7 protein-coding genes and 1 pseudogene are annotated in these 11,866 nt (G+C 74.3%); 5 read left to right on the top strand and 3 right to left on the bottom strand.

The features are described from left to right. The first annotated feature begins 18 nt into the window (after positions 1–18). A complete protein-coding gene (locus tag BM051_RS02695) occupies positions 19–2,865 on the top strand; it encodes an FAD-binding and (Fe-S)-binding domain-containing protein (protein ID WP_424923280.1) in 2,847 nt (948 codons plus the stop codon). A 44-nt stretch (positions 2,866–2,909) separates the two neighbouring features. On the opposite strand, the gene prcB is transcribed toward BM051_RS02695, so the two are convergent. Continuing rightward, positions 2,910–3,770, bottom strand: coding sequence for a proteasome subunit beta (gene prcB / locus BM051_RS02690; protein ID WP_092527366.1), 861 nt, complete (start codon positions 3,768–3,770; stop codon positions 2,910–2,912). 198 nt (positions 3,771–3,968) lie between these two features. Here prcB and BM051_RS02685 point away from each other — a divergent pair, with 198 nt between their 5' ends. The 3 genes and pseudogenes from BM051_RS02685 to BM051_RS29350 all read left to right on the top strand — a co-directional run bounded on the left by BM051_RS02685 (position 3,969) and on the right by BM051_RS29350 (position 7,328). Next, a complete protein-coding gene (locus BM051_RS02685; protein WP_092528426.1) occupies positions 3,969–5,945 on the top strand; it encodes a beta-propeller domain-containing protein in 1,977 nt (658 codons plus the stop codon). 264 nt (positions 5,946–6,209) lie between these two features. Further along, positions 6,210–7,085, top strand: a pseudogene (locus tag BM051_RS02680) (chitinase); the annotation flags it as partial. Positions 7,086–7,199: 114 nt separating this feature from the next. Next, complete coding sequence (locus BM051_RS29350; protein WP_092527363.1) at positions 7,200–7,328, top strand: PIG-L family deacetylase; 129 nt, start codon at positions 7,200–7,202, stop codon at positions 7,326–7,328. Between the two features lie 324 nt (positions 7,329–7,652). Here the strand turns inward: BM051_RS29350 and BM051_RS02670 are convergent, their stop codons facing one another. Beyond that, the gene (locus BM051_RS02670) at positions 7,653–8,588 is read right to left on the bottom strand and encodes a phosphotransferase family protein (RefSeq protein WP_092527361.1); all 936 of its coding nucleotides are present in this window, start codon (positions 8,586–8,588) and stop codon (positions 7,653–7,655) included. A gap of 100 nt (positions 8,589–8,688) precedes the next feature. On the opposite strand from BM051_RS02670, the gene map reads away from it, so the two are divergent. Further along, on the top strand, positions 8,689–9,456 hold the full coding sequence (gene map / locus BM051_RS02665) for a type I methionyl aminopeptidase (protein ID WP_092527359.1): 768 nt from the start codon (positions 8,689–8,691) through the stop codon (positions 9,454–9,456). On the opposite strand, the gene BM051_RS02660 is transcribed toward map, so the two are convergent. Then, on the bottom strand, positions 9,443–11,560 hold the full coding sequence (locus BM051_RS02660; protein ID WP_092527357.1) for an HNH endonuclease signature motif containing protein: 2,118 nt from the start codon (positions 11,558–11,560) through the stop codon (positions 9,443–9,445). The two genes, map and BM051_RS02660, sit on opposite strands and share 14 nt — an antisense overlap. Positions 11,561–11,866: the final 306 nt, after the last annotated feature.

Here is an 11,866-nt window from a genome sequence, read left to right as displayed (position 1 = left end):
AATGGCCGGGTGCGCCAGATCCGGGAGACACTGCGGCGGGCCCTGACCGGGCGGGTGAGCTGCCCGGTGGCCAACGACCCTGGCACCCTCGCCCTCTACACCACCGACGCCTCCAACTACCGGCACGAGCCGCTGGCCGTGGTGCTGCCGCGCACGGTGGACGACGTGGTCGCCGCGGTGGCGGTGTGTCGCGAGCTGGAGGTCCCGGTGATCGCCCGCGGCGGCGGCACCAGCATCGCCGGCAACGCGTGCGGCCCCGGCGTGGTGCTGGACACGTCGCGGTACCTCGGCGGTGTGCGCGAACTGGACCCCGAGGCGCGCACCGCCCGGGTCGCCCCCGGCACCGTGCTGGACGACCTGCAGGCGCTCGCCGCGCCGCACGGCCTGCGCTACGGCCCCGACCCGTCCACGCACAGCCGCTGCACGATCGGCGGGATGATCGGCAACAACGCGTGCGGCTCACACTCGGTGGCCTGGGGCCGCACCGCCGACACCGTCCGCGAGCTGACCGTGCTGACCTACGACGGGACGGTGCTCACCGTCGGCCGCACCGATCCGTCCGAAGTGGACCGCAGGGCCGGGCTGCCGGGTACCGAGGGGCGGATCTACCGGCAGTTGCGCGACCTGGTTCGGGACGACCTTGCCGTGCTGCGCACCGAGCTGTCCACCTGGCCACGCCGGGTGTCCGGCTACGGCCTGGAGCACCTGCTGCCCGAGCGCGGGTTCGACGTCGCCAGGGCGCTGGTCGGCAGCGAGGGCACCTGCGTGACCGTGCTGGAGGCCGTGCTCGACCTCGCCGAGTTGCCCCGGCACCGGGCGCTGGCCGTGCTCGGGTTCCCCGACGACGTCGCCGCCGCCGACGCGGTGCCGGACATCCTGCCGGTCGGCCCGCTCACCGTCGAGGGTCTGGACGCCGAGCTGGTGGGGCTGGTCGGCCCCGGGCGGCGGGCCGGGCTGCCCCCCGGCGGCGCGTGGCTGCTCGTCGAGCTGGCCGGCGCCGAGCCGGGCGAGGCCGAGCGGAGGGCGGGCGCGCTGGCCCGCGCGCTCGGTGACCGGTGCACCGGCCACGCCGTGCTCACCGACCCGGCCGCGCGGCGCCGGCTGTGGCGCATCCGCGAGGAGGGCGCCGGCCTGGCCACCCGGCTCGCCGACGGCACCGAGGCGTGGCCCGGCTGGGAGGACGCCGCCGTCCCGCCCGAGCGGCTGGGCGCCTACCTGCGCGAGTTCAAGGACCTGATGCGCCGGCACGGCCGGCGCAGCGTGGTCTACGGGCACTACGGCGAGGGCTGCCTGCACATGCGGCTGGACTTCGACCTGCTCTCCGCGCGTGGGGTCCGCGCTTTCCGTGTCTTTCTCGAGGAGGCCGCCGACCTCGTCGCCGCGCACGGCGGGTCGCTGTCCGGCGAGCACGGCGACGGCCAGGCCCGCTCGGAGCTGCTGCCCCGGATGTACTCGCCGCGGGTGCTGGCGGCCTTCCGCCGGTTCAAGGGGATCTTCGACCCGGACAACGGGATGAACCCCGGCGTGCTGGTCGACCCCCGGCCGGTCGACGCCGACCTGCGCCCGCGCCCCGCGCCGCCGGCGATCGAGCGGGCCACGATGCTCGGCTACCCGCACGACGGGGGCAGCTTCGGCGCCGCCGTGCGCCGCTGCGTCGGCGTCGGCAAGTGCCGCAACACCAGCGGCGGCGGGGTGATGTGCCCGAGTTACCGGGCGACCAGGGAGGAGCGGCACTCCACCCGGGGCAGGGCACACCTGCTCGCCGAGATGATCGACGGGGAACTGGTGACCGGCGGCTGGCGCTCGCCCGAGGTGCGCGAGGCGCTGGACCTGTGCCTGTCCTGCAAGGGCTGCCTGTCCGACTGTCCGGTGGATGTCGACATGGCGACCTACAAGGCGGAGTTCTACCACCAGCACTACCGCGGCCGGCTCCGCCCGGTGACGCACTACTCGCTGGGCTGGCTTCCGCTGTGGTTGCGTGCGGTCGGGCTCGCGCCCCGGCTGGCCACCGGCGTCACCCGGCGGCCGCGGGCGGCGGCGGTGCTCAAGCGGCTCGGCGGGATCGCGCCGGAGCGCGCGCTGCCACCGTTCGCGCCGGTGCCGTTCACCCGGGCCCGCCGCGACCTGCGCCGCCCGCCCGACCCGGCGGCGCGGCGGCCGGTGCTGCTGTGGCCCGACTCGTTCAACAACTACTTCACCCCCGGGGTGCTCGACGCGGCCGTCGAGGTGCTCACCGCCGCCGGCTACCAGGTGGTGCTGCCGGCGCGCGGCGTCTGCTGCGGGCTGACCTGGGTGTCCACCGGGCAGCTCGGGATCGCCCGCGGGGTGCTGCGCCGCACGCTCGACGTGCTGCGGCCGTACCTGGCCGCCGGGTACCAGGTGGCCGGGCTGGAGCCCAGCTGCGCGGCGCTGTTCCGCGGCGACCTCGGCCACCTGCTGCCCGGCGACGCCACCGGCGCGCTGCTGGCCGAGCGCACCCGCACGCTCGCGGAGCTGGTGGCCGGCGCGGACGTGCCGTGGCGCGCGCTGGACGTCGACGCGGTGAGCCAGGTGCACTGCCACCAGCACGCCGTGCTCGGCTTCGCCGCCGACGAGCGGGTGCTCGCCGCCGCCGGAGTACGCAACTCCACCTTGGACACGGGGTGCTGCGGGCTCGCCGGCAACTTCGGGTTCGAGCGCGGGCACTACGCGGTGTCGGTGGCCTGCGCGGAGGACCGGCTGCTGCCGGCGCTGCGCGACACGCCCGCCGACACCCTCGTCATCTCCGACGGCTTCAGCTGCCGCACCCAGATCGAGCAGGAGTCGGACCGCCACGCGGTGCACCTCGCCGAGGTGCTGCGCCGGGCACTGCCCGGCGGGCGCTGATCAAGGCCACCGCTCGTGCTCGCCCGAGCACGGCCCGTGTTCGGTCAGCTCGACTGCTCCCGGCTCATGTCGACCTTCGGCCCGTCCGGTGCGCCCATCCGCCGCTGCACGACCTCGCGGGCGATCGGGCCGACCTCGTCGTCGGGCAGCTCCCGGTCGCCGTCGGCGGTCACCACGTGCACCACGGGGTAGACGTCGCGAGCCAGGTCCGGGCCCATGGTGGCCACGTCGCCCTCCGCGGCGTCGTAGAGCGCCTCCATGGCGACCGTGATGGCGTCCCGCTCGCCGAGGGTGGAGCGGTGCAGCTTCTTGAGGCTGCCCAGCGCGAAGGTCGAGCCGGAGCCGATCGAGTGGTAGCCGTCGTGCTCCTCGCTGACCCCGCCGATCGGGTCGTAGCTGAAGATCCGGCCGACGTCGGCGAACTGGTCGTAGCCGGCGTAGATCGGCACGACCACCAGGCCCTGGGTGGCCATGTCGAGGTTGCCGCGGACCATCGAGCTGAGCTTGTTCGCCTTGCCCTGCAGCGACAGCGTGCGGCCCTCGATCTTCTCGTAGTGCAGCAGCTCGAGGCGGAAGAGGCGGGCCATCTCGAAGGCCAGCGACGCGCTGCCGGCGACGCCGACGCAGGAGTACTCGTCGGCGACGAAGACCTTCTGCGCGTACCGGTAGCTGATCGTGGTCCCGCTGGTGATCTGCCGGTCGCCGGCCATCAGCACGCCGCCGTCGAAGCGCAGCGCCACGATCGTCGTGCCGTGCGGCGTCTGCCCGGCGAGCTTCGCGTCGGGCACCCTGGCCCAGGGCAGCGCGTCGGGGTGATGGGTGGCGAGCAGCTCGGTGAACGACGAGGTCAGCGACGTCATGTACGTCGTGAACGGATGCTGCCCGCCGTGGGGACCGACGACCATGGAGCACGCCTCCCGAACGCTTGTCGTGCTGATCAGACTCCGGACGCAGCCTAGCCGATCCCGCCGTCCCGGCGCCGTGCCCACGAGGCTTCCCGAGCGCGGCTCGAGCGTCCGGTGATCCAGGTCACGCCACGTCCACGGCGGATCCGCTCGGGCGTCGGTGCAACCGACCGGGTGGTCGGCCCCGTCCTGTCCGGTATGAAGCGCGACCTCCTCCGGCCGCGGTGGGCCGTGCTCGCCGCCGCCGTGCTCGTCGGCTGTGTCAGCTCGGGGGTGCTCCCGGTGCCGTTCGGGGGTGCCGGGACCGCGGCCGCGACGCCGGGGCTGGTGGCGTTCGACTCCTGCGATCAGGCGCTGGCGGAGCTGCGCAAGGCGGCCCTGTCGCGGGTGGGACCGTACGGGTTCGACCGCGGGTCGGTCGGCGGGTTCGCCGGGAACGGCCCGGCGGTGGCCGACGGCCGGTTGTCGGCGGAGGGCACGGGGGAGGGCACGGGGGAGGGCACGGCCGCTGCCCCGGCCGCTCCGGCCCGGGAGCACTCCGGCACCAACACGCACGAGGCCGGGGTCGGTGAGCCCGACCTGGCGCGGACCGACGGCCGCAGGGTGGTGACGGTGGTCGACGGCCGGCTGCGGGTCGCCGATGTCGCCTCCCGCGAAATCACGTCCACAGTGGAGATTCCGGGGGACGCGCCGGAGGGCCTGCTGCTGCACGGCGACCGCGCGCTGGTGCTGGCTTCGGACATGTCGCCGATGCCCATGCCGGAGCCGCTGCCGGCACCGGTGCCGCGGCCGGGGCCGGGCATCACCGGTGTCGAGCCCGGCTCCGATCCCGGTGGGATGCCGGAGGCCGACCCCGGCTTCGCCCCTCCGGAGGGCGGGACCCGGCTGATGCTGGTCGACCTCGCCGGCCCGGCACGGGTGCTCGGCACACTGTCGGTGGCCGGCACCTTCGTCGACGCCCGGCTGGTCGACGGCAGGGCGCGCGTGGTGGTGCGGTCGGCGCCTCGCCTGCCGTTCAGCTACCCGAACGACGCGGGGTCGCTGGGGAAGGCGTTGCGGCACAACGAGTCCGCGGTGGCCGCGGCGACGATCGACGACTGGCTGCCGCGCTACGAGCTCACCGCGGGGTCGACCCGGCGGGAGGGGCGACTGGTGGACTGCGCGCGGGTGAGCCGGCCGGCCGAGTACAGCGGGGCCTCGCTGCTCACCGTGCTGACCGTCGACCTGGCCGGGGAGCTCGGCACCGGCGACCCGGTGTCGATCGTGGCCGACGGGGACACCGTGTACGCGACGGCGGAGACGCTGTACGTGGCGAACCGGTCCGGGGCCGACCGGACCGAGGTGCACCGGTTCGACATGCTGGTGCCGGGCCCGCCGCGGTACGTGGCCTCCGGCGCGGTCGACGGCTGGCTGCTGAACCAGTACGCGCTGTCCGAGCACGCCGGGCACCTGCGGGTGGCGACGACCACCGACCGGGGTGAGCGGGCCGCGTCCGCGAGCGCGGTCACCGTGCTGGCCCGGCGGGAGTCCGAGCTGGTCGAGGTGGGCTCGGTGGGCGGGCTGGGTCGGGGTGAGCGGATCCACGCCGTGCGGTTCCTCGGTCCGGTCGGGTACGTGGTGACGTTCCGGGAGACCGATCCGCTCTACACCCTCGACCTGCGCGACCCCGCGGCACCGGCCGTGGTGGGGGAGCTGAAGATCACCGGGTACTCGGCCTACCTGCACGACGTCGGCAACGGGCGCCTGGTCGGGGTGGGGCAGGAGGCCGACCTCGACGGCCGGCGGCTGGGGCTCCAGGTGTCACTGTTCGACGTGTCCGACCCGGCGCGGCCGCGGCGGGTGGCGCGGCACCACGTGCCGGGGGCGTACTCGGAGGTCGAGTCGGACCCGCACGCGTTCCTGCACTGGCCGCCCAGCGGGCTGCTGGTGCTGCCGACGAGCGGTCCGGTGACCGGGCGCGAGGTGGCCGTCGTCGGTGAAGCGCTGGTGCTGCGGCAGTCCGGCGCGAGTCTGGCCGAGGTGGGCACCGTGCGGCATCCGGCCGGCACGGCGGTGGACGCGTCGGTTCGCCGCGCCCTGGTCGTCGGGAACGAGCTGTGGACCGTCTCCTTCGCCGGTCTCGGCGTCGCCTCGCTCGGTGACCTGACCGAGCGAGCGTGGCTGCCCTTCGACTGATCGATCTGGTGCCCGCCGTCGGCCCTTGCGGAGGACATGTGGTCTAGACCACACTGGGGTTGGGTGTGCCGCCCACCCGGTCCGCATCCCTGCAACCCTGCGAGGACACCCATGCCACGGAACCGATGGCACCGTTTCGCCCTCATCCCGACGATCACCGCGGCCGTGCTCGGCCTCGCCGCCGGACCCGCGACCGGCAGGGTGCCCGGCGGCGCCGAGCCGGCGGGCTGGGTCGCCGGCGGAGCTCCCGAGGCCGGGGCCGCCGCCGTGGGGCGCGGTGCGCCGTACCTCTACCTCGGCTGGGGCAACCCGCCCGCTCCGGCCACCGTCATGCGCGCGACCGGCGTCCGCTGGTTCACCATGGCGTTCGTGCTCTCCGGCGGCGGGTGCACGCCGGCGTGGGACGGCACCCGGCCGCTGCAGGGCGGCGTCGACGCCAGGGCGATCGCCGAGATCCGCGCGGCCGGCGGCGACATCGTGCCGTCGATCGGCGGCTGGAGCGGCAACAAGCTCGGCCCGAACTGCTCGACACCGGAGGCGCTCGCCGGCGCCTACCAGCGGGTGATCGACGCCTACCGACTCACGGCGATCGACATCGACATCGAGAACACCGACGAGTTCGAGAACCCGGCCGTGCAGGACCGCATCCTCCGCGCGCTCGCGATCGTCGAGCGGAACAACCCCGGGATCCGGACGATCGTCACGTTCGGCACCACGACCTCCGGCCCGAACTACTGGGGCAACCGGCTGATCGAGCGGGCCCGTGACCTGGGAGCCGACATCGACGTGTTCACCATCATGCCGTTCAACTTCGGTGGCGGGGCGGACATGTACCGCGGCACGGTCTCCGCGGCGGAGGGGCTGAGGACCAAGTTGATGTCCGTGTTCGGATGGTCCGCCGCCACCGCCTACGCGCACATGGGGATCTCCGGGATGAACGGCCTTTCCGACCAGCGGGAGGTGACCAGCCCGGCGACCTGGACGCAGATCCGGGACTGGGCGAGGGCCAGGGGGCTGGCCCGGCTGTCGTTCTGGTCGGTCAACCGGGACCGGGGCTGCCCCGGCGGCGGCGTCACGTCGCACTGCAGCGGCATCGCCCAGGCCGACTGGGAGTTCACCAGGATCACCGCCGGCTTCTGAGCCGGCTGGGACCGAGCACGCGCGGCACCGGTGCGCCGGGCACCGGTGCCGCGCCTGCCCTCCGGCTGAGTTCCGCGAGCGCAAGCCGAACGCGGGCCGCCGCCTCCGCCGGGCATGGCGCCCCCACCGAGCCTGCTGTGCGGGCACGCCCATCCCGACGACGAGGCACTGTTCACCGGCGGAGTACTGGCCCGCCGACACGAGGAGGGCGCGCGCACCGGCGTGGTGACCTGCACCTGGTAGGAGGGCGACCGGCGGGTCGACGAGCTCCGCCGCTCGCTGGTCGAGCGGATCTGGGGCGCGCCGTTCGACGGCCCGCCACCGGCGGCCGGGCCGGGCGCGGCCGGCGTGCCGGACGAGGAGGTGGCCGTACGAGTCGACGTGCGGCCGTGGCGGGAGCGCAAGTGGGCGGCGCTGCTCGCGCACGAGTCGGAGACCGCGCGCGGCGCGGGGTCGGGCCCGGTTCACCGCGCTGCCCGCCGCGGTGCGCGACCAGCTGCTGGACACCGAGTGGTTCCCGCGCCCGACCTCACCGGCCCGGCGAGCCGGGGCGGTGGTGTCGCCGCGCTACTGAACCCCGAACCAGGTCGTGGCCAGTGCGTTCAGGGTTGGTTCCCGTGGTGCGGGCAGCTCGCGCAGGTACCAGGACAGGTTGGCGTAGCGGTGCAGCAGCGTGTACGCCAGCAGCCGGCGGGACAGCGCCTCGTCGAGGTCGGCGTCGAGGTAGCCGTAGGCGCGCAGCACCTCCCGCAGCACCGCCGCGTCACCGCGGGAGAAGAACAGCCCGACGGCGGCGAACTCGTACTCCGGCGCGCCAGGCATGGCCGGCTCGAAGTCGAACAACCCGCTCAACCGCCAGCCGTTCGGCTCCCGTGTCACCAGCAGGTGCTCGCGCATCACCTCGGTGTGCAGCAGTGCCGGCGGGCCCGGTACCAGGTCGACAGTGTCCAGAAAGGACGTTATCTGGGCCAGCCAGCCCGCGTCGAGGCCGGCGCGGCGCTGCCGCTCCACGGCGGTGGCCCGCTGAGCGGCGACGAACGCCGGCCAGTCCCGTGGCTCCAGCCCGGCGAGCGCGGGATCGCGCACCGCGTGCAGCGCGGCGAGCGCCTCGCCCAGCTGCCGGGCCAGCGTGGTGCGGTCGGCGGGGGACAGCTCCGGCCACGCCTCCGGCAGCGGTCGCCCGGTCAGCCGCCGCATCAGCACGTACCGCCAGCCGTCGGCCTCGCCGGTGTCCACGACTCCCGGCGTCGGGACCGGCAGCCGGCCGTCCAACGCCCGCAGCACGGTGGTCTCGGTGACGGCCTCGCCGGCGTCGACCGGCGAGTACAGCTTCAGCACCAACTCGTCGCCGATCGCGTACACCGGCAGCGATCCGTCGGCGAACCGGTCCACCGGGCGGTCGGCGTGGCCGAGGCGGCGGCACAGGGCGGTCACCGCGGGACGCAGCCGCTCCTCGGTGATGGCGTCGTACTGCTCCTCGGTCTCGACCAGGGGCAAGGTCACGCGCCGGACCGTATGGCGTCGTGCCGGAGGGACGCCAGCGAGTTTACCCAGCGGCCACGCTTGTGATAGTTATACCGGTATAACTATCCCAGGAGGAGATGTGATCGAGCTGAAGACCGAGCCGGAGTTGGCCGCCATGCGGGTCGCGGGCCGGGTCGTCGCGACCGCGTTGCGGGAGGTCAGGGCGGCCGCGGCGGTCGGCGTCTCGCTGCGCGAGCTGGACGAGGTGGCCGCCGGCGTGCTGCGCGACGCGGGGGCGAAGTCGTCGTTCCTGCACTACCACCCGCGGTTCGCGCCCACCCCGTTCCCCGCCGTGCTGTGCACCAGCGTGAACGATGCGGTGGTGCACGGCATCCCCACCGGCTATCGGCTGCGGAACGGGGACCTGCTCGGCATCGACTTCGGGGCCGAGGTGGACGGTTGGCACGGGGACGCGGCGGTGAGCTTCGTGGTGGGGGAGGCCGATCCGGCCGACCTCGCGCTGATCGAGACCACCGAGCGGGCCCTCGCCGCCGGGATCGCCGCCGCCCGGCCCGGCGGGCGGATGGGCGACATCGGGCACGCCATCGGCGCGGTGGCCCGCCCCGCCGGTTACGGGCTGGTGGCCCACCACGGCGGGCACGGCGTCGGGCGGGCGATGCACGAGCCGCCGGGGGTGCCCAACGAGGGCCGACCGGGCCGCGGGCACCGGCTGCGGCCGGGACTGGTGCTGGCCATCGAGCCGATGCTGGTCGCCGGCGGTGGCGACGGCTACCGGTTCGGCGCGGACGGCTGGACCGTGCACACCGCCGACGGCAGCCGCGCCGCGCACGCCGAGCACACCGTGGCCATCACGGCCGACGGCCCCGTCGTCCTCACCGCCCCGTGAACCCTCGCCCTGGCATTCCGGAGGGGGCTGTGGGCCGTGACCGGTCCCGCTCAACGCACCCTCGGCGCGGGGACGCCGTGCGGGGTGGGACTTCCTCGGGCGTGGCGCCAGGGGTTGAGGCAGGAGTGCGCTGGCCGGGTGTTGGTGGTCTTCTCAGTGGCCGTGGCTCGGACGGCGCTGGCGGTGTGGTGGGCGGTGTTACGTAATGGTGTGCGGTGGGGGTCGAGCCGTGCCGGGGGAGGAACTCGGGGTGTGGACTGCTCGGGTCGATACGTACCTCCCAGCGAGTGTGGTGGATGACGCGGTGATGAGCGGCGCAGAGCAGGACGAGGTTGTCGATGTCGGTGGTCCCGCCGTGCGCCCACGGGCGAAGGTGATGCGGAACAGTCCATTTCGGAGTCCGGGTGCAGCCCGGAAACGCGCACCCTCGATCCCGTAGGGCGAGGGCGCGGCGTTGGGCGGTGGTGGCGTGCCGGGTGGTGCGGCCGAGGTAGAGCGGTTCGCCGCGCTGGCCGTAGATCGCGGGGACCACGGCGGCTTCGCAGGCCAGCCGGCGGAGCTGGTCCAGGCTGGCCACCCCGAGCAGGCCGGGGACGACGCGGCCCGGGTGGTCGGGACAGGTCCCGGCTGCCGGCTGGCTGCATGCCTGCGGGCCACCGATCGTCCGGGACGGTTCCGGCTCGTCGGGCGATGGGAATGGCACCGGGTCGGCGGTTGGGTGGGATGGCCCAGGTTCGTGGGGTGATCGGGGTGGCGCCAATCTGCTGGTTGGGCGGTGCTGCTCCGGTTCGCCGGCCGGGTGGGTCGGTTCGGCCTGATCGGCGGGGCGGCACGGCCCCGGCCCGCTGGGTGGATGGCAGGGTGCTGACTCGCCGGCCGGTCGGAAGGGCGTCGGTTTACTGGCTGTGCGGGTCGGCATCGGCTTGCCGGCCGATTGGAACGGCGCCGGTTCAGTGGCCGGTTGGAACGGCGCTGGCTGGGCAGCAGGGTGGGGCGACCCCAGCCTGCTGGCTGGTCGGGGCGAGCCCGGCTCGCCGGTCGGCTGGAACGGCGCGGGTTCGTGGGATGGCTGGGACGGTTCAGCCTCGCTGACTGGGCCAGTGGACCGCGGTGTGGCTGCCGTGGGTGGTGTTGCCATCGGTGTTTCCGCCGGTGCGGTTCGCCGGTGCCAGGTGGACGGGCCGCCCGGGTCGTCTGGTTCGGGCGGCCTCGCCGCGATGGCTGGGTGGGAGGTGCGGGCTTGTTCTGGCGGGGTGAGGAGGGCTTGGCGGGTGCGGTGTTCGAGGTCGGTGAGGCTGAGGGTGGTGGTGAGGACGGCGCGTTCGCCGCCCTGGACGGTGAGGTCGTCGGTGCGGGCGGCGCAGTCGATGATCTCGGCCAGCGCGTCCCCTTGGCGGGCCTCCCGGCCGCGCCCGTCGCGGCTGCCGTCCGCGGTGGGTTGGGGTTTGGCCAGGGGGCCGAACAGTCCTTCGAGGGTGGCGGCGGTTTCGGGGTCGAGCAGGCCGTGGAAGCGCATCTCCCCGGGTCGGGTGTGGTGGTAGGCGAACTCCCGCCGCGGCGCCGCCAGCTCCTCGTCCTCGGGTGGGCGGCCGTCGGCCTCCCAGTAGGTGATCAGCCGTCGGGCGGCGACGCGCACCACGTCCGGGGTGGCCTGGGCGGCCAGCTCCAGCAGGGTGCGTTCGTCGGCGGACCGCGCCTCGTCGGTGACGTGGCTGGGGCGGCGGTCGAAGGTCTCGGCGATGACCCGGGCGTGCTCCGCGCTGATCTCGGCGGTGGCGAGTGCGGTGCCGGTGGCGGCCAGCCGGGCCGGGCGCGGCGGCCCGGTCAGGCTCTGCTCGGGGCGGGTGGCCGCGGCCAGGCCGAGCCGGGTGCGGATCTCCCGCGCCGAGAGCCGTAGTTCCTCCCGCATCCACCCGGTGGTGCCGGCATACCCGAGCCGCCGTCCCAGGTCCCGCCGCTCGGCCTCGGCCACCAACGCGACCATCCACGCATACTCCCGGCGCAGGACGGCCTCGCTGGCCAGCGCCGCGGAGGCCAGCTGCTCGTCACCCCACCGCCACACCTCGGATGGCGGGGGTGTCGTGGCCATCGCGCTCTCGGACATGCTTGGAGTCTACCGCCGAATATCGAACATTTGTTCGACACGAACAGGTGAACCTCAGAAAGACCACAAAGGACAGTGGTGGCATGCCGGGCCCAAAAGCCTTGGGGACCCCCGATTTTCAGCTTATCGCTGTTCGTGGCGCTGGAACGGCGTCGTGGAAATCTGTGGACAACTAATGGGTGATGTGGACAACCGGTTCCGGATCGTCGACTACGACCCGGCCTGGGCTGTCCGGTTCGCCGAGCTGGGCTGGACCGGGCTGGACTGGGCCACTGTGGGGCCGAGAGTGGTGCTCTGCTGCGCGGG

Origin of the sequence: Amycolatopsis arida (genome assembly GCF_900115565.1) — a bacterium.
GTDB lineage: Bacteria > Actinomycetota > Actinomycetes > Mycobacteriales > Pseudonocardiaceae > Yuhushiella > Yuhushiella arida.
Note: the sequence above shows the minus strand (reverse complement) of the source record. Positions and strands in the feature narration are given on the sequence as shown.